The 21315-nt window shown below is 34.9% G+C and carries 20 protein-coding genes and 3 tRNA genes; 11 read left to right on the forward strand and 12 right to left on the reverse strand.

Features of this window, described 5'->3' with window-relative positions; genetic code table 11:
• From ACFS5J_RS05770 to ACFS5J_RS05785, 4 genes are read left to right on the forward strand one after another with little or no spacing between them, the layout of a single operon-like run.
• Complete coding sequence (locus tag ACFS5J_RS05770; RefSeq protein WP_379811109.1) at positions 1 to 1011, forward strand: DHH family phosphoesterase; 1011 nt, start codon at positions 1 to 3, stop codon at positions 1009 to 1011.
• Positions 1012 to 1013: 2 nt separating this feature from the next.
• Positions 1014 to 1565: a gliding motility-associated peptidyl-prolyl isomerase GldI gene (gldI, locus tag ACFS5J_RS05775; RefSeq protein ID WP_379811110.1), complete on the forward strand. Its 552-nt coding sequence runs from the start codon at positions 1014 to 1016 to the stop codon at positions 1563 to 1565.
• Between the two features lie 8 nt (positions 1566 to 1573).
• Positions 1574 to 2674, forward strand: coding sequence for a peptidylprolyl isomerase (locus ACFS5J_RS05780; RefSeq protein WP_379811111.1), 1101 nt, complete (start codon positions 1574 to 1576; stop codon positions 2672 to 2674).
• 4 nt (positions 2675 to 2678) lie between these two features.
• Complete coding sequence (locus ACFS5J_RS05785; RefSeq protein ID WP_379811112.1) at positions 2679 to 3851, forward strand: peptidylprolyl isomerase; 1173 nt, start codon at positions 2679 to 2681, stop codon at positions 3849 to 3851.
• Between the two features lie 29 nt (positions 3852 to 3880).
• Here the strand turns inward: ACFS5J_RS05785 and ACFS5J_RS05790 are convergent, their stop codons facing one another.
• From ACFS5J_RS05790 to proS, 7 genes are all read right to left on the reverse strand, one after another.
• Entirely contained in the window at positions 3881 to 4318 is a 438-nt protein-coding gene (locus tag ACFS5J_RS05790; RefSeq protein WP_379811113.1) for a hypothetical protein, read from the reverse strand.
• Between the two features lie 52 nt (positions 4319 to 4370).
• The gene (gene typA / locus ACFS5J_RS05795) at positions 4371 to 6167 is read right to left on the reverse strand and encodes a translational GTPase TypA (protein ID WP_379811114.1); all 1797 of its coding nucleotides are present in this window, start codon (positions 6165 to 6167) and stop codon (positions 4371 to 4373) included.
• 149 nt (positions 6168 to 6316) lie between these two features.
• Positions 6317 to 6568 (reverse strand): 30S ribosomal protein S20, encoded by a 252-nt coding sequence (gene rpsT / locus ACFS5J_RS05800; protein ID WP_379811115.1) that lies wholly within the window; start codon positions 6566 to 6568, stop codon positions 6317 to 6319.
• A gap of 156 nt (positions 6569 to 6724) precedes the next feature.
• Positions 6725 to 6796 (reverse strand) — tRNA-Glu (locus ACFS5J_RS05805).
• 19 nt (positions 6797 to 6815) lie between these two features.
• A tRNA-Glu gene (locus ACFS5J_RS05810) sits at positions 6816 to 6887 on the reverse strand.
• 12 nt (positions 6888 to 6899) lie between these two features.
• A tRNA-Glu gene (locus ACFS5J_RS05815) sits at positions 6900 to 6971 on the reverse strand.
• A 98-nt stretch (positions 6972 to 7069) separates the two neighbouring features.
• On the reverse strand, positions 7070 to 8548 hold the full coding sequence (gene proS, locus ACFS5J_RS05820) for a proline--tRNA ligase (protein ID WP_379811116.1): 1479 nt from the start codon (positions 8546 to 8548) through the stop codon (positions 7070 to 7072).
• Positions 8549 to 8647: 99 nt separating this feature from the next.
• On the opposite strand from proS, the gene ACFS5J_RS05825 reads away from it, so the two are divergent.
• The 7 genes from ACFS5J_RS05825 (at position 8648) to ACFS5J_RS05855 (ending at position 14299) form a co-directional block, all read left to right on the forward strand.
• Positions 8648 to 9604: a hypothetical protein gene (locus tag ACFS5J_RS05825; RefSeq protein ID WP_379811117.1), complete on the forward strand. Its 957-nt coding sequence runs from the start codon at positions 8648 to 8650 to the stop codon at positions 9602 to 9604.
• 19 nt (positions 9605 to 9623) lie between these two features.
• Positions 9624 to 11123 (forward strand): OmpP1/FadL family transporter, encoded by a 1500-nt coding sequence (locus ACFS5J_RS05830; protein WP_379811118.1) that lies wholly within the window; start codon positions 9624 to 9626, stop codon positions 11121 to 11123.
• Between the two features lie 180 nt (positions 11124 to 11303).
• On the forward strand, positions 11304 to 12623 hold the full coding sequence (gene rimO / locus ACFS5J_RS05835) for a 30S ribosomal protein S12 methylthiotransferase RimO (RefSeq protein ID WP_379811119.1): 1320 nt from the start codon (positions 11304 to 11306) through the stop codon (positions 12621 to 12623).
• 1 nt (position 12624) lies between these two features.
• Complete coding sequence (locus ACFS5J_RS05840; protein ID WP_379811120.1) at positions 12625 to 13002, forward strand: hypothetical protein; 378 nt, start codon at positions 12625 to 12627, stop codon at positions 13000 to 13002.
• 42 nt (positions 13003 to 13044) lie between these two features.
• Positions 13045 to 13362, forward strand: a complete 318-nt coding sequence (locus ACFS5J_RS05845; RefSeq protein ID WP_379811121.1) for a hypothetical protein — start codon at positions 13045 to 13047, stop codon at positions 13360 to 13362.
• Between the two features lie 224 nt (positions 13363 to 13586).
• On the forward strand, positions 13587 to 13823 hold the full coding sequence (locus tag ACFS5J_RS05850; protein ID WP_379811122.1) for a 4a-hydroxytetrahydrobiopterin dehydratase: 237 nt from the start codon (positions 13587 to 13589) through the stop codon (positions 13821 to 13823).
• The gene (locus ACFS5J_RS05855; protein WP_379811123.1) at positions 13823 to 14299 is read left to right on the forward strand and encodes a GyrI-like domain-containing protein; all 477 of its coding nucleotides are present in this window, start codon (positions 13823 to 13825) and stop codon (positions 14297 to 14299) included. The genes ACFS5J_RS05850 and ACFS5J_RS05855 overlap by 1 nt, the downstream gene beginning before the upstream one ends.
• A gap of 1 nt (position 14300) precedes the next feature.
• Here ACFS5J_RS05855 and ACFS5J_RS05860 read toward each other — a convergent pair whose 3' ends face one another.
• The 5 genes from ACFS5J_RS05860 to ACFS5J_RS05880 all read right to left on the reverse strand — a co-directional run bounded on the left by ACFS5J_RS05860 (position 14301) and on the right by ACFS5J_RS05880 (position 21256).
• Positions 14301 to 15398: a LysM peptidoglycan-binding domain-containing protein gene (locus tag ACFS5J_RS05860; RefSeq protein WP_379811124.1), complete on the reverse strand. Its 1098-nt coding sequence runs from the start codon at positions 15396 to 15398 to the stop codon at positions 14301 to 14303.
• A 121-nt stretch (positions 15399 to 15519) separates the two neighbouring features.
• Positions 15520 to 17061, reverse strand: a complete 1542-nt coding sequence (locus tag ACFS5J_RS05865; protein ID WP_379811125.1) for an acyl-CoA carboxylase subunit beta — start codon at positions 17059 to 17061, stop codon at positions 15520 to 15522.
• 5 nt (positions 17062 to 17066) lie between these two features.
• Positions 17067 to 18509 carry an acetyl-CoA carboxylase biotin carboxylase subunit gene (gene accC, locus ACFS5J_RS05870; RefSeq protein WP_379811126.1) on the reverse strand — a complete coding sequence of 481 codons (1443 nt, stop codon included), beginning with the start codon at positions 18507 to 18509 and terminating at the stop codon, positions 17067 to 17069.
• A gap of 1 nt (position 18510) precedes the next feature.
• Positions 18511 to 18996 carry an acetyl-CoA carboxylase biotin carboxyl carrier protein subunit gene (locus tag ACFS5J_RS05875; protein WP_045972031.1) on the reverse strand — a complete coding sequence of 162 codons (486 nt, stop codon included), beginning with the start codon at positions 18994 to 18996 and terminating at the stop codon, positions 18511 to 18513.
• A 70-nt stretch (positions 18997 to 19066) separates the two neighbouring features.
• Positions 19067 to 21256 carry a B12-binding domain-containing radical SAM protein gene (locus ACFS5J_RS05880; RefSeq protein ID WP_379811127.1) on the reverse strand — a complete coding sequence of 730 codons (2190 nt, stop codon included), beginning with the start codon at positions 21254 to 21256 and terminating at the stop codon, positions 19067 to 19069.
• Positions 21257 to 21315 lie beyond the last annotated feature (59 nt).

Genomic DNA, 21315 nt, shown 5'->3' on the forward strand with positions numbered 1-21315 from the left:
ATGCTATCAATTCCAGAAATCAACGAATTAAAACTTTTCTTAGAATCTCCAAAAAATATCAGTATTGTATGTCACCGAAATCCCGATGGCGATGCCATGGGGTCTTCATTGGCTGTTCAACATGCATTGGAACAATTGGGGCATACTATAACTTGTATAACGCCAAACGAACATCCAAATTTCTTAGCTTGGTTACCAAAAGCTGATGCTGCAATTGCATTTGAACGTGAATCAGAAAAGGCCATTCCGATTTTAGAAAATAGTGATTTAATTTTCACTTTGGATTTTAATGCTTTACATCGTACGGGGGAAATCATGCAAAAAACTTTGGAGCAATTAACCGTTCCAATGATCATGATTGACCACCACCAATTGCCTGATCCTTATGCAAAATACACCTTTTCCGATGTAAACTATGGTTCTACTTGTGAAATGGTCTATGATTTTATCAATGCTTTGGGGTACAATCATCTTATCAATAAAGATGTTGCTACTTGTATTTATACGGGTATTTTAACCGATACAGGAGGATTCCGCTTTCCAAAGACTACACCTGAAACCCACCGTTGTGTAGCAGAATTAATTGAGCGCGGTGTCAACAATAGCGAAATTTACAACCTTTTATACGATAACTCGTCTTATAATCGTTTACAATTATTAGGCAGGGCTTTGCAAAACTTAAAGATTTTACCAGAATACAATGCTTCTTATATTGCGCTATCGCAAGAAGATTTGGATACGTTCCATTATGAAAAAGGTGATACTGAAGGTATTGTTAATTATGGTTTAACTATTAAAGGTGTGCATGTAACCGCTATTTTTATTGAAAACAAAGAAGAAGGTATTGTAAAAATATCGTTCCGTTCACAAGGGGATTTTGATGTCAATCAATTTGCACGTACCCACTTTAATGGTGGTGGACATATCAATGCTGCTGGCGGTAAATCTTTTTCAAGCTTACAAGAAACTATCAATCAATTTATTGCTATTTTAGCGCAAGAAAATAACTAATTATGAAATCTGTACTCCACATATTGGCGCTATCATTGTTGCTAGTAAGTTGTTCTAAACAACAAGCCAGAAAACCCGTTTCCCAAACAAACGGTAATTTTATAAACGAATCCATTGAACGCAATAAAAAATTAATTGCTAACGAAGAGCGCTTAATTAATGATGTTATTGAAAAAGATTCCTTGAAAAACTATATTGCATCAACAAAAGGTTATTGGTATAAATACGAAACCAAAGTAGAAGAAAGTACTCCAACTCCTGTTAGAGGTGATATCGCCTTTTTTGACTACGAAATCAAAGACTTAACCAATAAAATCATTTATTCCAAAGAAGAATTAAAACCTCAAGAATATTATGTAGACAAACAAAATATTTTAATGGGGCTTCGAGATGGAATTAAGCTTATGAAAAAAGGGGAAACGGTAACTTTCCTATTCCCATCGCACATGGCATTTGGTTACCATGGTGATGACGAGCGTATTTCTACAAACGAACCGTTAATTTGCACTGTAATATTAAGAGATATTCAACCCGATACTACTAAAACTAACTAATTCAAAGTATGAGAAAACTAAAAAATCTATTTTTAAGCCTACTTACATTAACCGCATTGTTCTCTTGTAAAAAGGAACACGATAATTTAGAAGACGGACTATACGCCGATATTAAAACCAGTAAAGGAGACATCATTTTAAAATTGCATTTTGATAAAGTTCCTAATACTGTAGCCAACTTTGTATCCTTAGCAGAAGGTAAAAATCCATTTGTGGAGAGCCAATTCAAAGACAAACCATTTTATGATGGTCTTAAATTTCACCGTGTAATTGCAGATTTCATGATTCAAGGTGGAGATCCTCTTGGTGACGGATCAGGTGGTCCTGGTTATAAATTTACCGATGAGTTTCACCCAGACTTAAAGCATGACAAAGCAGGGGTTTTATCAATGGCCAATGCTGGTCCTGGTACAAATGGTAGCCAATTTTTTATTACGCATAAAGAAACACCATGGTTAGACAATATGCACAGTGTATTTGGACAAGTTGTGGAAGGTATGCCTATAGTTGATTCTATTGCACAAGACGATGTTATTCAAAAAGTAACCATCATCAGAAAAGGAAAAGATGCTAAAAAATTTGATGCCGTTAAAATTTTCAAAGAGTATTATGAAAATGCTGCAAAAGAGCAAAAACTACTAGCTGAAAAAGCAGAAAAAACAAGACTAGACAAACAAGCACAGATTGAAGCGTTAAAAGCTTCTGGAACTAAATCAAAAACAGGTTTAATTTATCAAATCCTTGAAAAAGGAAATGGGGAAAAACCTAAAAAAGAAACTGAAGTTTACATCAACTATGCAGGCTATCTTGAAAATGGAGAGCTTTTTGATACAAGTTACGAGAAAATCGCGGAAGAATTCGGAAAATTAGACCGAAACAAAGCAGCAGCAAATGCGTATCAGCCCTTCCCTTTTCCATATGGAAAAAAACAAGGTTTAATACCAGGTTTTATTGAAGCATTAGACAATATGTCGTATGGCGATAAAGCAGTTGTTTACATTCCATCTATTTTAGGTTACGGTGCACAAGGTGCTGGTCATGTAATTCCACCAAATTCAAATATTGTTTTTGAAATTGAAATGTTAAAAGAAATGCCAACTCAAGAATAAACTCATGAATATTAAATCTATTGCAACACTCATAGTAACTTTATTTGTTACTTTAAGTTTTTCACAGAAAAAGGATAAAAAAGAAGGACTCTTTGCTGAAATGAAAACATCAAAAGGCACTATTCTTCTTGAATTAGAATTCCAAAAGACTCCTATTACAGTTGCCAATTTCGTAAGCCTTGCTGAAGGTGAAAATGAATTTGTAAAAGACGAATTAAAAGGAAAACGTTTTTATGATGGATTAAAATTTCACCGTGTAATTCCAAACTTCATGATTCAAGGTGGTGATCCACAAGGAACAGGTGCTGGTGATCCAGGCTATAAATTTACAGATGAAATTACCGACTTATTACACGAAGGCCCAGGAGTTTTATCGATGGCAAATGCAGGTCCTGGAACTAATGGTAGCCAGTTTTTCATTACACACGTTGAAACGGCATGGTTAGACGGAAAACACACTGTTTTTGGACATGTAGTAGAAGGACAAGACGTTGTTGATGCTATTCAACAAAATGACATTATCGAAACGGTTACGATTATTCGCAACGGAAAAGAAGCTAAAAAATTCAAAGCTGCAAAAATTTTTGAAAACTACTTCAAAAATAAAGAAGAAGAAAATAAAAGAATTACTACTTTAAACGAAGAAGCGCGCAAAAATATTAGCAAAATTCAACAAGAAAAGCAAAAAGCTAAAGCAGAATTAGAAGCTAAGAAAAAAGCAGAATTAGAAGCTAAATTAGCCGCTGTATATGCTAGTCAAGCAGCAACTATGAATGCTCAAAAAGCAAACAGCATTAAACTAGAATCGGGTCTTGAATATACTATTGTAGAAAAAGGAACTGGTATAAAACCTGAGGCAGGCACAGCAGTTAAGGTAAAATATTCAGGTTATTTTGAAGATGGTAAATTATTTGATACTAGCGACCCTGAAGTGGCCAAAACATATGGTACATTCAACGAGCAAAGAGCAAAAGCAAATGGATATACACCACTTCCTTCAACAATTGGAAAACACCGTTTTATTCCAGGTTTTGCAGAAGGACTTGACCAATTAAGTTTTGGTGATAAAGCTTTAATCTTTATTCCTTCAAAACTAGCGTATGGTGAAAAAGGTGCTGGGAACACAATCCCACCTAATGCCAATTTAATTTTTGAAGTTGAATTATTAGAAAAATAAAAAAAGGCTCTCAAATTGAGAGCCTTTTTTTATGCTTTAAATTTCCAATCGAATTCATCATCATCCGTGAAAATAGCACCAATTTCTATTTTGAAAACTTCAGTGTAATCAACATTCACAAACAGCCAATTCTCCTCAAAAAAGTAATTTTCAGTGCCGTCAACTACTTCCGTATCAAATTTCGTCAATTTATTGTCTTGTAACAAAGCCTTTACTTCAACCCATGGTTTACCAATAATAGTAGTACCAAACAGCTCTAAATTTGGATTAGTAGACGTTATATACCCCAAACGCATTTCCTCTTCATCGTAAAAGGTTAAACGCATTTTATGTTCGTTGTAAACATAAACAATATTATCTTCCTCATCCTCATACTGAGCATTTGGCTTTCCGTAAAGTGCTTCAACATCCTTTTGTTTCATTCCAAAAAGAAGTTTGTCAATTCCGTATTTTAATTTTATTTCCATATATCAGTTTAATATAAAAAATCCCGATATAAAAATCGGGATTTAAGTTTATTTACATTTTAAAACGTTTTCTATCGTTTTCATTCAAATAAATTTTACGCAAACGTAACGACTTTGGTGTCACCTCTACATATTCATCTTTTTGAATGTACTCTAAAGCTTCTTCAAGAGAGAATTTTATTGCAGGAATAATTCTCGCTTTATCATCCGCTCCAGAAGAACGTACGTTTGATAATTTTTTAGTTTTCGTTACATTGATAACCATATCATCACTACGAGTATTCTCACCAATTACCTGACCTTCGTAAATATCTTCATTTGGATCAACAAAGAATCTACCTCTATCTTGTAATTTATCAATTGAATAAGGAATTGCTTTACCATTTTCCATAGAGATTAAAGAACCGCTATTTCTTCCAGGAATTTCACCTTTGAATGGTTCGTATCCAATAAAACGGTGTGCCATAATAGCTTCCCCAGCGGTAGCCGTTAACAATTGGTTACGTAATCCAATGATTCCACGTGATGGAATATTAAATTTCACAATCATTCTTTCACCTTTACCTTCCATAGAAAGCATTTCTCCTTTACGTACCGATACAAACTCAACAGCTCTACCTGAAAGATTTTCTGGTAAGTCAATTGTTAACTCCTCGATTGGCTCACATTTCACACCATCAATTTCTTTAATAATAACTTGTGGCTGACCAATTTGTAACTCATATCCTTCTCTTCTCATTGTTTCAATAAGTACCGATAAGTGTAATACACCACGACCGAAAACCATGAATTTATCAGCAGAATCAGTATCTGCAACACGCATTGCCAAGTTTTTCTCTAATTCTTTTGTCAATCTTTCACGAATGTGTCTAGATGTAACAAATTTACCCTCTTTACCAAAGAAAGGTGAATCGTTGATAGTAAACAACATACTCATTGTTGGCTCATCAATTGCAATTGAAGCTAATGCTTCAGGATTTTCAAAATCAGCAATAGTATCACCAATTTCAAAACCTTCAACTCCTACAACAGCACAAATATCTCCTGCAATTACCTCTTCTACTTTTTTACGACCTAAACCTTCAAAAGTATGTAATTCTTTAATTCTAGATTTGATTATTTTACCATCTCTTTTTACCAAAGAAATTGGCATACCTTCTCTCAAAACACCTCTTTCTAAACGACCGATAGCGATACGACCAGTAAAAGAAGAGAAGTCTAAAGAAGTAATTAACATTTGAGGGGTACCTTCAGATACTTTTGGTGCAGGAACGTTTTCCAATACCATATCCAATAAAGGCTCAATATTTTCAGTTTGGTTTCTCCAATCATCAGACATCCAGTTATTCTTAGCTGAACCGTAAACTGCTGGGAAGTCTAATTGTGCTTCTGTAGCACCTAATTCGAACATTAAGTCGAATACTTTTTCATGAACTTCTTCTGGCGTACAGTTTTCTTTATCTACTTTATTGATAACCACGCATGGTTTTAAACCTAAATCAATAGCTTTTTGCAATACGAAACGCGTTTGAGGCATTGGTCCTTCAAATGCATCTACTAACAAACAAACACCATCAGCCATGTTTAATACACGTTCTACTTCCCCTCCGAAATCGGCGTGACCAGGAGTATCGATAATGTTAATCTTTGTTCCTTTGTAAACCACAGAAACGTTCTTTGAAGTAATAGTAATACCTCTTTCACGCTCCAAGTCATTGTTGTCAAGGATTAAATCACCTGTATTTTCGTTTTCACGAAATAATTGACAGTGATACATAATTTTGTCAACCAATGTAGTCTTACCGTGGTCAACGTGAGCAATAATTGCGATGTTTCTAATAGATGTCATTTAACTATTTTTTTTGAAGTTGCAAAGGTACGCTTTATTTTTATATAAAAACAATAGCAATCAACACTTTAGCAATTAAATTTAATGTTTTATTAAAATAAAAAAGCTCTCAAAATGAGAGCTTTTTAAATATTATATGTTCTTAGTTATTATAAACTAGCAACGTGTCTTGTTAACTTTGATTTTAAGTTAGAAGCTTTATTCGAATGAATAATATTCTTCTTAGCTAATTTATCAATCATAGAAATAACTGTAGCTAATTTAGCAGAAGCTTCAGCTTTATCAGTAGCTAAACGAATAGCTTTGATCGCGTTACGAGTAGTTTTGTGTTGGTATCTATTTAACACTCTTTTTTTCTCGTTACTTCTAATTCTCTTTAAAGCAGATTTATGATTTGCCATCTTGTTCTTTTTTTAATTGTAATAATTATTATAAATACTAGTTAAAAAAGAAAAACCTCCCACAATCACTTAAGCAATCACTTTGGTTTTAACCAATAAAATAACACTTTGAGACACTAAAGTATTATTTTATAAAACTTATTCACAACTAATTTGTAGCCCGTAGGGGAATCGAACCCCTCTTACCAGGATGAAAACCTGGCGTCCTAACCGATAGACGAACGGGCCAGAGAGAAATATTTTAAAGTAGCCCGTAGGGGAATCGAACCCCTCTTACCAGGATGAAAACCTGGCGTCCTAACCGATAGACGAACGGGCCAAGAAACTTTTGTAGTCCGTACGGGAATCGAACCCGTGTTACCAGGATGAAAACCTGGCGTCCTAACCCCTAGACGAACGGACCGTCTGTTTCACTAAGAGCATCTTCATTTCTCTAATGCGGTGCAAAGATACACCTATTTCTTATTTCTGCAATAGCTAGACAAACTTTTTTTTATTTTTTTAATATGCCTTAGCAAAAAGCACTCTTCCTTTTGACGGAGCACCAGTAAACACACAGCTTCCCGCCTCTTCAGTACGGTCTAAAGCGATACAGCGAATGGTTGCTTTTGTCAATTCTTTTATCTTCTCTTCGGTTTCTGCAGTTCCATCCCAATGTGCTGAAACAAAGCCTCCTTTATTCTCCAAAACATCCTTAAATTCCTCAAAATTATTTACTTCCGTAGTATGTTCCGTTCTGTAATCAACCGCTCTATTGAACATATCTTGTTGAATTGTCGCTAATAAATTTTGAATATAAGTTGTTATCCCATCTTTAGAAACTACTTCTTTTGTTAAAGTATCACGACGTGCCACCTCATACGTTCCATTTTCTAAATCTTTTGGACCTATTGCTAAACGTACAGGCACTCCTTTCAATTCCCATTCTGCAAACTTAAATCCTGGTTTGTGCGTAGTTCTGTGATCAAACTTAACTGAAATATTCATTCCGCGTAATTCTTTCACTAATTCATCCACTTGATCTGCAATAGCATCCAATTGCTCATCTGTTTTATGAATAGGCACAATCACCACTTGTATTGGTGCTAAGTTTGGAGGTAACACCAAACCATTATCATCAGAATGTGTCATCACCAAAGCCCCCATCAAACGTGTGGAAACCCCCCATGAAGTTCCCCAAACGTGTTCTTGTTTTCCTTCTTTATTAGCAAACTTCACATCAAACGCTTTAGCAAAGTTTTGTCCTAAGAAGTGAGATGTACCCGCCTGCAAAGCTTTACCATCTTGCATCAAAGCTTCGATACAATATGTTTCTTCAGCACCAGCAAAACGCTCTGTTTCCGTTTTTACCCCTTTCACTACCGGTATTGCCATAAAGTTTTGGACAAAATCAGCATATACATTCATCATTTTTACTGACTCTTCCAATGCTTCTCCTTTTGTAGCATGAGCCGTATGTCCTTCTTGCCATAAAAATTCGGCGGTACGTAAAAACAAACGCGTACGCATTTCCCAACGCACAACATTTGCCCATTGGTTGATCAACAAGGGTAAATCACGATACGATTGCACCCATCCTTTATAAGTACTCCAAATAATAGCTTCACTAGTAGGACGCACAATAAGCTCTTCCTCAAGCTTAGCATTAGGATCTACAATCAACTTTCCTTTATTCTCCTCGTCTGTTTTTAAACGATAATGGGTAACGATTGCACATTCTTTTGCAAAACCTTCTGCATTCTTCTCTTCCGCTTCAAACATACTTTTAGGCACAAAAAGAGGAAAATACGCATTACTATGACCCGTTTCTTTAAACTTTCGATCAAGTTCTGCTTGCATTTTTTCCCAGATTGCATAACCATACGGTTTGATTACCATACAGCCTCTTACACCTGAATTTTCGGCTAAGTCGGCTTTCACCACCAACTCGTTATACCATTTTGAATAATCTTCTTCTCTCTTTGTTAAGTTCTTGCTCATTATAAAGGTTTTGGCACAAAAATTGTTTACATTTATTTTAACTAAATAGTTTGACAAAACTAACTATTTTTGTAATGTCCAACAATAAAAAAAAGCGTTATGAAGACTTATCTACCTTTTTTGAAAAAAATACACGTGTTTTCCTTAATAGGAACACTAGGCATACTTATCACTTCCTGTAGCTCTTATCAAAATGCATCTTATTATGATAATGATGGTATTTATGGTGACAATCGAAACCAATACAGCAAAGTTGACCAACAAAGCAACCAAGGTTCCAATCGATATGCTCAAGAATTCAGAAATATGCAGGATGACTACACCTATTTTACCGATGTAGACCAATATACTTCTGAAGAAAATGACAGCGTAGTGACCGTTTACAATAATAATTACGAAAACAACCGCTATGCTGGTTGGGGAAGCAACAGTAGTGCTGTAACGGTAAACTATTACGATAATTACTGGGGATGGAACAATTGGTATGGCCCAAACTGGGGATGGGGCTTCTATAACCCTTATTACTCAGGTTGGTATGGATACTATGGTGCAAACTGGGGTTGGGGCTTAGGCTGGAACTCTTGGTATGGCCCAAACTGGGGTTGGGGAGGATACTATGGCTGGGGAGGCTTTTACAACCCATACTACAATGGATACTGGGGTAATTATTATGGTGGATATGGACGCTATGGAAATCGAGTTGTTTACAATAATCGTCCTAGAGGAAACTCAAATTACTACAACAACCGATACACCAGCAACCGAAACAATAGTAACCGTTATAATGTTAGAAATTCAAATCGCGTAGACTTAAACCGAAATTTAAATAATAACCGTTCTAGAAGCACTTATAACAATCCTAGAAACTTAAACACACCACAACCTAGAACTCGCAACAACAATTATTCAACTCCCAGAAATAGCACACCTAGAACTAGTACACCCCGCAACAATAGTTTTTCAACTCCTAGAAGTTCCGGTGGTAGTTTTGGAGGAGGCCGAAGCGGAGGATTTGGCGGTGGACGCAGCGGTGGAGGTCGCGGAGGAAGAGGTTAATGTTTAAACGACTATGATTATGAGAAAAATATTTTTAGTTTCATTAGTAGCATTATGTAGCTACATTACAAATGCGCAAGAAATATCACAACAAGATGCGCTTCGCTATGCAATTACCGATTTAAATGGTACTGCTCGATTTCAAGGAATGAGCGGTGCTTTTGGAGCTGTAGGTGGAGACTTATCCGCAATAAGCATTAACCCTGCTGGAAGTTTATTCTTTAACAACAACTTTGCTAGCTTTACAGGTGGCGTATTTAGCAAAAGTAACAAGTCTAACTATTTCGGAACAGCAGCCAAAGATTGCGACAGTGCAATTGATTTGAATCAGGCGGGAGCTGTATTTATATTCAATAACAACAACCCAGATAGCGATTGGAAAAAAATAAGCTTTGGACTAACCTATGAAAACTTAGGGAATTTCAACAACAATATTTACATCGCTGGAACCAATCCAACCCATTCAATTGACCAATATTTTTTAAATTTTGCTCAAGGAATTCCCGAAGCTGATTTAGCAAATTATGATTATCTTGATTTTGGTTTCGAAGGTCAGCAAGCTTCATTAGCCTATCAATCTTACCTTATTGACCCTAACCCAGATCCAAATAGTTCGAATAGCTATGTATCCAACGTTCCAACAGGAGGGAATTACAGACAGCAAAATCTAATTTCAACAACTGGGTTTAACGGAAAAGTAACTGGTAATTTTGCTACTTCTTTTAAAGACATCCTTTTTTTAGGTGCGAATCTAAATGTACATTTTACAGATTATATCAAAAGAACCTCTCTATTTGAATCCAACAGTAATAATCCTAATCTAGGCATACAGAAAATAGATTTTGAAAACGAAGTATACACTTACGGAACTGGTTTCTCTTTAAATGTAGGAGCTATTGTAAAACCAACAAAATCATTACGTTTAGGAATCGCATACGAGTCCCCTACTTGGTACCGTTTGAGAGATGAACTACAGCAATACATCGAAACAGTTTCAACAAACGGACCTGATGTTTATAATGACTTCTATAATCCAGGAGTTGTTAACATATACCCTGTATACAAGCTTCAAACCCCGAGTAAACTAACCGGTAGTTTTGCTTATATTTTTGGTTCAAGTGGATTGATTAGTTTTGATATCGCTAGTAAAGACTACAGCAATACCGCATTCAAACCTAAGAATGAAATTGTATACAGCAATTTAAATCAACAAATGAGCAGCACGCTAAACAATGCACTTGAATACCGAATTGGAACAGAATACAAATACAAGCAAGCTAGTTTCCGACTAGGATATCGTTTCGAAGAAAGTCCTTATAAAAACGATTACTATATGAGCGATTTAATTGGATATTCGACTGGTATAGGATACAGTTTCGGTAATAATCGCTTGGATTTAGCGTATTCGTATTCTGAACGCGATTACCGCCAGTCTCTAATTACTTCTGGAATGAATGATACTGCAAATATCAACAACAAAACTAACAATGTATTGTTGACGTATTCATTCCATTTCTAATTTCAATAATAACAATACCAAACCGTCACAAATAATTTGTTGACGGTTTTTATTTTTTATCAATTCGTAACACTTTACTATTTCAAAATATACAACTGACTAATTTGTTCCAAAAAACAATAGTAGTAAAATATGCCCAATGGATAATTTTATGTAATTTTGCACCTCAATTTTAAGTATATGAGAACCAAATCGTTAAAGAAAAATAAAATCAATGTAGTTACGTTGGGTTGTTCTAAAAATGTTTACGACAGTGAAGTATTAATGGGACAATTAAAAGCTAACGGAAAAGAAGTTACCCATGAAGCCACTAAAGATGAAGGGAACATTATTGTAATTAACACATGTGGATTTATTGATAATGCAAAAGAAGAATCGGTTAATACCATTTTAGAGTATGCTGAGAAGAAAGAACAAGGTTTGGTTGACAAAGTATTTGTTACAGGCTGTTTAAGTGAACGTTACAAACCCGATTTAGAAAAAGAAATCCCAAATATTGACCAATTTTTTGGAACAACTGAACTTCCACTTTTATTAAAAGCTTTGGGTGCTGATTATAAACACGAATTAATAGGAGAACGTTTAACCACTACTCCAAAAAATTATGCTTATTTAAAAATTTCAGAAGGCTGTGATCGACCATGTAGTTTTTGTGCCATCCCATTAATGCGTGGAAAACACGTTTCGACTCCAATTGAAAATTTAGTAATTGAAGCCGAAAAATTAGCCAAAAGCGGTGTTAAAGAATTAATTCTTATTGCGCAAGACTTGACATACTACGGTTTGGATATTTACAAAAAAAGAAGCTTAGCTGAATTATTAGAAAATCTAGTAAAAGTAGATGGAATTGAGTGGATACGCTTACATTACGCTTTCCCAACAGGTTTTCCTATGGAAGTTTTAGAGCTAATGAAAAAAGAACCAAAGATTTGTAACTATATTGATATTCCATTACAACATATTTCGGATAGCGTTTTAAAATCAATGCGTAGAGGGACAACTTATGAAAAAACAACCAACCTTTTAAAAGATTTCAGAAAGGCAGTACCAGAAATGGCGATTCGTACAACACTAATCGTTGGCTACCCTGGTGAAACTGAAGAAGATTTTCAAATTTTAAAAGATTGGGTAACCGAAATGCGTTTTGAACGTTTGGGTTGTTTTGCCTATTCGAATGAAGAAAACACCCATGCTTATAATTTGGTTGATGATGTCCCAAGTGATGTAAAACAACAAAGAGCAATGGAAATTATGGATATCCAAGCTCAAATTTCATGGGAATTGAATCAAGAGAAAATTGGCAAAGTCTTCAAATGTGTTATTGATCGCAAAGAAGGAGAATATTTCATTGGCCGTACAGAATTTGATAGTCCAGATGTTGATAATGAAGTATTAGTAGAAGCTTCTAAATACTACTTAAAAACGGGTGATTTCATCGATTTAAAAATTACCGATGCTACAGAATTTGACTTATATGCAGAACCTGTTATAAACCAATAAAATGAAAAAAGCACTTCTCATCACAATATTATTATTTTCTATTTTTTCCTTTTCTCAAGTAGACAGGAGAAATAGTAATCGACAATACGAGAATCCTTCTAGAAATAATAACAAAAAAGTAGATTTCACAGAACAGACTCTCAACTTTTTTAAAGAAAAGATAAAAGTTGACTCTTTTCAGGAAGCTGTTATTAGAAACCTGTTGAATGATTACGAAGATAATGCGAAAAAAATAAGTATATCTGAAGCTGCTGATTTTGAAAAGAAAGACCAATTCCTTTTATTAGGTGAAAACTTCAAAAGTGAACTCAAAAAAGTCCTTTCGGAGGAACAATTTTTAAAATATGAAGATTTTATGAATAAAAAGAAGAAAAAATAATTATATTTATACTTTGTTATAAAAATTCAAAATTTACATAAAATGAAAAAAATATTAGTTTTCGCATTTTTATTAGCAACTTTAGTTGGGTTTTCTCAAGAAAAAGATGCTGTAAAAACCATGCAATTTTTCAAAAATGAATTACAAATTAATGCTGATCAAGAGACTAAATTAAACAAAATAGTTAATGAATATTTTGACAACAAATCAGCTTTAGAAAAATCAAATCTTTCAGCCAAAGATCTTGATAAAAGTGGCCGTTTAAGCTATTTAAATGAAAACTACAATACTGAAGTTCAGAACGTATTATCAGCAAAACAATTTGCTAAATATCAAAAACTAACGGCAAGTACAAAATAATTCTATTTGCTTTCAAAATAAACTCAAAAATCTCACTTTAAAGTGAGATTTTTTTTAATACATGATAATTATCATATTTTTTGTTTCCGCTTTACAATAATTTAGCTTTCGAATAATAATCTTTACGTGGATTAATTAGTGCATTTTTTAAACTACGTAAACAATTTAAATCCTTTTCGATACATTCGGAAAGGATTTTTTATTTTTGATAAAAAGTAATTATTATGTGGATTGAAGAAAACAACTATTTAATAAAACGTTTTGAATTTACAAACTTCATTGAAGCGTTCTCTTTTATGACACAAGTTGCACTTTTGGCCGAAAAAATGAATCATCATCCGGAATGGAAAAATGTATACAACAAAGTCGAAATTAAACTTACTACTCACGACAAAGGAAATATTGTTACTGAAAAAGATTTTTCATTAGCAAAAGCAATTGACAATCTTTTTACAAAATAATGTTTTTAAAAATAACACAAATAGAGACCAAAAAACTAATTGGTTTTGCAACACTTACATCACTTGCAGATGATAAAACTCCTTTAATCTGGCGCCAATTAATGCCTAGGCTTAAAGAAGTAAAAAATGCAGTCAATGCCGATTTATTTTCCGTTCAAGTATATGATATTAATAGCTTCCAATACTTTACATCCCATACAACGTTTACCAAATACGCCCTAGTTGAAGTCAAAAATTACGATTTGATTCCTGATCAATTTATTACATTTAAGATTTCTCAAGGACAATATGCAGGTTTCCTTCACAAAGGCACAAGTGCTGATTTTTACAAAACTTTACAATTTATATTTGAAGAATGGCTACCAAATAGCCAATACCTACTTGATAACCGACCACATTTCGCCGTTATGGGAGACAATTATTATGGTCATGAAAACCCAAACAGTGAAGAAGAAATTTGGATTCCTATCCTGTAATTTAATCTAAAACCCTATTGATTTGTACAAATCGTTTTGCATAATACGGTTCGTTCAAAGAAGATATGATTACCCCTGCTGAAGTTGAAGAATGTATAAATTTAATTTCGGTCTCACTTACCTCAGTAATCATTCCCACATGACTTATTGTACGTTTACGATTGGTGGCAAAGAAAATCAAATCACCCTTTTGAGCTTGTTTACGTTTTACTTTTGTACCAACCGTAGCTTGCCCACTTGAATTTCGAGGCAAGTTTAGCTCAATTTCTTTAAAAGTAGTATACATTAATCCTGAACAGTCAAATCCTGCTGCTGTAGTCCCCCCACTTCTGTATCGAGAACCTAGATATTGACTGGCAGTATTGATTAAAAGATCAGCTTGAGCTAAAGAAGATTCATCCAATGGTAATGCTTCTGGTAATTCGTTATCATCTATTGGTTTTACAGGTAAATCGGGTTGATTGCCCTTTTTAATGACCAAGTGATATCCTACAGGTAAAGTTGCTGTTACTTCAGGATTTAAATTTTTTAAATTCAAAATGGTCGTATCGTACTGTTTGGCAATTTTATATAAAGTTTCTTTTGCTTTAACCACGTGAATTACGTCATTTGAAAATTCTTCATCATCTTCTAAATTTTCAACATTTTCGACTTGACTTTCTTTTGTCAAAGCCTCTTTTACCTTTGGAACATTTACAACTGAACTATCCTTTTTTTGCGGTTTTAAATAAACTAAATCTCCTACTTTCAAATCGGAGGGGTTTAAGTTAGGATTGTACTCTGTAATTTTTACCGTAGTAATGCCGTATTTTTTAGCTATTCCATAAAAAGTATCCCCTTTTGCAATAGTATGGATTTCTGGTGAACTCTTTGTTTGAGAATGCGACTTTGAAGGCAACAATAAAATAGTTCCCAACTGCAAGGCCTTTTCCTTTATACTAGGATTCAAAGCATAAATCTCAGAAGCTTTTATTTTGTACTGCTTTGCTATACCAAAAATGGTTTCTCCACTAGTAACTTTATGTTTTACGTTTTCCTGCCCTAAGACTGAAAAAGCGCTTAGAAATGCCACAACAAAGGCTATTTTAAATAATTTCATTTACGAATTTGGGTATGCAATGGCATTTTTAATTGGGCTAATAAACAAAAAGTTCAAACGTAATATTTAAACTTTTATTACACTTCTGAATAAAAAAACCACCTTACGGTGGTTTTCAATATTATAAAGGAATATTTCCGTGTTTACGCTTTGGAGTATCAACCGTTTTATGTTCTAAAATACTAAATGCTTTTAATAATTTTCGTCTTGTATCCTGTGGTAAAATAACCTCATCAATAAATCCACGTTGCGCTGCACTATATGGATTTGCAAATTTTTCAGCATATTCTGCTTCTTTTTCCAATAGCTTCGCTTCATGATCATCTGCTTCAGCAATTTCTTTCTTAAAGATAATTTCTGATGCTCCTTTTGCTCCCATTACTGCAATTTCTGCACTTGGCCAAGCAAAATTAAAATCAGCTCCGATATGTTTTGAATTCATTACGTCATATGCACCACCATAAGCTTTACGCGTAATAACCGTTACTTTTGGCACCGTAGCTTCACTCAACGCGTATAACAATTTCGCACCATGAACAATAATACCATTCCATTCTTGGTCTGTTCCTGGTAAGAAACCTGGCACATCCACTAATACCAACAATGGGATATTGAATGCATCACAAAAACGAGTAAAACGAGCCGCTTTTATTGATGAGTTCACATCCAAACAACCTGCTAAAAACATAGGCTGATTGGCCACTACCCCAACACTTCTACCTCCGATACGTGCAAAACCAACAATGATATTTTCAGCATAATTTTTATGAATTTCATAAAACGAATCTTCATCAATTACACCTTGGATTACGTCGTGCATATCGTATGGTTTATTCGCATTATCTGGAATAATAGACGTTAATTGCTCACGAATTTCATTCCCCAATTCAAAAGGTACTTTTATCGTTACTTCTTTATTACTTTGTGGTAAGTAACTCAACAAACGTTTAACATCTTCCAAACATTCTACATCATTTGAAGAGGTAATATGCGCAACTCCAGATTTTGTAGAGTGTGTACTTGCTCCTCCTAATTCTTCAGAAGTCACTTCCTCATTGGTAACCGTTTTTACCACGTTTGGACCGGTCACAAACATATAACTACTCCCTTCTACCATCATGGTAAAATCCGTCATGGCAGGCGAATATACGGCTCCACCAGCACAAGGCCCCATGATAGCCGAAATTTGAGGAATTACACCTGATGCTTGTACGTTACGGTAAAAGATATCTGCATAACCCCCTAAGGAACGTACACCTTCTTGTATACGTGCACCGCCTGAGTCGTTTAATCCAATCATTGGAACACCCGCTTTTAAGGCCATATCCATTACTTTACAGATTTTCTCTGCATGTGTTTCTGAAAGTGCACCTCCAAAAACTGTAAAATCTTGTGCAAAAACATACACAGGACGACCATTAATTGTTCCGTAACCTGTAATTACACCATCACCATAGTACACTTCTTTTTGCATACCAAAATCAGTAGTACGATGGGTTACCAAAGCGCCAATTTCTTCAAAAGAACCTTCATCCATTAAATAATTAACACGCTCACGAGCCGTTAATTTTTTCTTTTCATGTTGCTTTGCTATTCGCTTTTCACCTCCACCTAAATAGGCTTGAGCTAATTTATCTTCTAATGTTTTAATTTTATTTTCCATCCTGATTAGTTGATTGGTAAACGTAAGATTTTTTGATCTTCCAAATATTGCTTTAAGGCTACTACAGCAGCAATTTCAGCTTCCTTTTCAGCTTGTGCTTTTAATACTTCTGCATCGTAATATTTCTTAACGAAGTGCGTATCAAAATCTCCTGAACGGAATGCTTCATGCTCCATTACAAAAGTTCCAAAAGGCAAAGTAGTACTAATACCTTCAACTTTATAATTCGCAATAGCTTCAATCATTAACTCAATTGACTCCTCACGTGTTTTTCCATAAGTAATCAATTTTGCCAACATTGGATCGTAATAAATTGGCACATCCATACCTTGTTCGAAACCGTTATCTACACGAATTCCGTTACCAACTGGAATTTGGTATACCTCCAAATTACCTACACTCGGTAAAAAGTCATTTAACGGGTCTTCCGCGTATACACGCAACTCCATAGCATGACCGTTTATTTTTAAATCTTCTTGTTTTATTTGAAGTGCTTCCCCTCTAGCTACACGAATTTGCATTTCAACCAAATCCATTCCGGTAATCATTTCCGTAACAGGGTGCTCTACTTGCAAACGCGTATTCATTTCAAGGAAATAGAAATTTTTATTTTCATCCAATAAAAACTCAACTGTTCCTGCTCCAATGTAATCACACGCTTTAGCAACTTTTACAGCTGCCTCACCCATTGCTTTACGAATTTCAGGTGTTAATACCGAAGAAGGAGCCTCTTCCACTACTTTTTGATGACGACGTTGTACCGAACATTCTCTTTCAAATAAATACAAGATATTTCCATGACCATCGGCCATTACTTGAATTTCAATGTGACGTGGTGACCCCACATATTTCTCAATAAAAACAGAACCGTCTCCAAAAGCAGAAGTTGCTTCAGAAATAGCACGATTCATTTGCGATTCGAATTCTGCTTCATTATTCACCACGCGCATTCCTTTTCCACCACCTCCAGCGGCAGCTTTAATCAGGATAGGAAAACCAATTTGAACTGCAATTTCTTTTGCTTTGGCAACATCTGTAATTGCTTCATCAACACCAGGCACCATAGGAATCTCATAATCTTTAACCGCATCTTTTGCTGCTAATTTATTTCCCATCATGTGCATCGCTTTCGACTTAGGTCCGATGAAAGTGATGTTGTTTTTTTCTACCAAATCGGCGAAATCTGCATTCTCACTCAAGAATCCGTATCCAGGGTGAATACCATCCACTCCAAGTGTTTTACAAACTTCAATAATTTTATCGCCCCTTAAATAGGATTGATTCGATGGTGCTTCCCCTATACAAACCGCTTCATCTGCAAATTTAACATGAGGCGCATTTCTATCGGCTACCGAATAAACAGCAACGGTTTTAATTCCCATTTTCTTTGCTGTTTGCATAACTCTTATGGCAATTTCACCACGATTTGCAACTAATATCTTTTTCATCTTATTCGAATTCAATTAATAAAGCTCCTTTTTCAACCGCAGCACCTTTTGTCATGCTTATTGATTTAATTACTCCATCACGAGGCGACACAATACTGTTTTCCATTTTCATCGCTTCTAGAATTAATAAAGGATCGTTTTCTTTTACTTCTTGACCTACTGCTACCGAAATTTCTAAAATCAAACCGGGCATTGGTGCTTTAATAGCATTTACTTGCTTTGCCGAACCAATCTCAAAGCCCATTTCTTTGATAAGAATATCCAAAGCATTAGCAATGGCAACAGTATAGGTTTCATTATTAACTTTTACTGTATAGGTTTTATTGATAAAATCGGTTGCTATTATTTCAGCTTGGTAAGGCGTATTGTTTTTTAAAATGTGAAATTTATTTTTTTCAACACTTACTGCGTCTAATTGCGCCACAACATCACTTTCAACATCAAATTGAAACGTATTGTTTACGTTTAACTTATAATGATTACTCATATTTTTACTTTTAAGAGGCGTAAAAATACTAAAAAGAAATTGTTTAGATAAAAGGATCAGCGTTAAATGTCTACAAAACTAATAAGCCGTAATCTTTTAAAGTCAACAACGGTTTAGAATACCAAAACAATTCAAAGTCGTCAAAATGTGACTCAAAGTCAGCTTTCAATTGCTGGAATGTTGTTGTTTTTTCATTTGTAACAGCCAGTGAATTCAATTTTTCAACGAACCATAACCCTTTTTCCTCCTCTAGCATTATATCAAAAGTATGGGTAAGCTGATGAAAGGTCATTTTCAACATCACCCAAGAACTCCCTTTCTTCGATTTGGTAAATTTTGCAGTTATTGGATTCCCTCCAGTCCAGACAATTTTAGCATTGTTTTTTGAGGTGAGAATTGCTTCTTTTTCCAATGCGTTTTGAATAAAATCGGGAGCTATTTTTGTTCGCGGAATTTTAAAATCAAACCAATCCTGCAGCTCATAATCAAAACAAATACCGTGCATGTAATTGAACAAAGACTTCTTTAGTCCAAAACTAAATTTATCATGATTGATACCCGTTTTATCTTTAAAAGCTACATCATTATTCGCAAAGGTAATTTCATTTAGCTGCGGTACTACACCAAACTCTTCCGGATTCATCCCAACAGGACTATGAGCCGTCATGGCAAATTGATGCCAAAAACCCGATTGCAACACCCCAACTTCAAACAACTGACGCACCATCTCCAAACTATCTACCGTCTCTTGAACGGTTTGTGTTGGATAGCCGTACATTAAGTAAGCATGTACCATAATACCCGATGCTGTAAAATTGCGTGTTACTTGCGCAACTTGTTCCACAGTAACCCCCTTTTTAATAAGAGCCAATAAACGATCGGAAGCTACTTCTAACCCTCCTGAAACGGCAATACAGCCTGAAAGCTTTAACAACAAACATAAATCTTGCGTAAAACTCTTCTCAAATCGAATATTTGTCCACCATGTTACCGCAAGTTTACGACGCAAGATTTCCAAAGCCAATTCACGCATAAGCGCAGGTGGCGCAGCCTCATCCACAAAATGAAAACCTGTTTCACCTGTTTGTGCAATGAGTTCTTCCATACGATCCACCAACATTTTGGCAGCAATCGGTTCGTACAGTTTGATGTAATCCAATGAAATATCACAGAAAGTACATTTACCCCAATAACAACCATGTGCCATCGTCAATTTATTCCATCTCCCATCACTCCACAAACTGTGCATAGGATTCGCTATCTCAATAACCGATATGTATTGATCTAGTAGTAAATCGGAATAATCAGGTGTTCCTACTTCACTCTGTTTGTAATCCGCTTGAAGCATATCATTTTTATAAACCACCTCTCCATTCTCAAGCAAAAATGTACGTTTATACAATTGAGGAGCTTCATTTAAAACCACATTTTTATGCAATAGCTCTACAGGTAGTTCTCCATCATCTAATGTAATAAAATCGAAAAACTCAAAAACACGCTTGTCTTTTAAATCACGTAACTCTGTATTGGGGAAACCGCCACCCATTCCAGTTTTCACGGAAGGATAATGCAGTTTTATGTATTGCGCACATCGAAATGCACTATACAAATTACCAGGAAAAGGAACCGAAAACAAAACTAATTTAGGGTTTACTTCTTCTATTCTTTCCTTTAAAATCTGTAAGGTTATTTTATCTATGTAAGTTGGTGAAAGTTCTAATTCCGAGTAGAGTTCGTCAAACGAATTAGCACTTCTCCCCAATCGTTCCGCATAGCGACTAAAACCAAAGTTTTCATCGACACACTCCACAATAAAATCCGATAAATCTTCTAAATATAGTGTTGCTAAATGCTTCGCTTTGTCCTGCATTCCCATATTTCCAAACGCCCACTCCATATCATCCAATTGGGAAAATCGAAATGCTTCAGGTAAAAAGTTACCCGAACAAATTTGTCGTGCTAATGTGGGTTGCTTCCCTTGTAAAAAGGCAATAACAGTGTCTATTGTTTTGATATATTCGTTTTGAAGTGCAATTATTCGTAAAACGTTTTCAGAAAAATCATTTTCTGCTAAGTCAACACTTTCAAAAATATTTAGCAATCCTTCTTTTGAAAACAATTTTAAAATCACCTCTATTCCCAAATCCATTTGATAGGAATCAATACCCTTAGTATTTAAAAATCCTTTTAAATATGCTGTAGCTGGATATGGTGTATTCAGCTGTGTGAAAGGCGGTGTAATAAGTAAAATATCTTTCAAAGGAAATGTTTTTGCAAAGGTAAATAATTACGAAACTCCTAAGCCTTTGTTAAAGCTAT

Origin of the sequence: Flavobacterium chuncheonense (assembly GCF_042686145.1) — a bacterium.
Classification (GTDB): Bacteria; Bacteroidota; Bacteroidia; order Flavobacteriales; family Flavobacteriaceae; genus Flavobacterium; species Flavobacterium chuncheonense.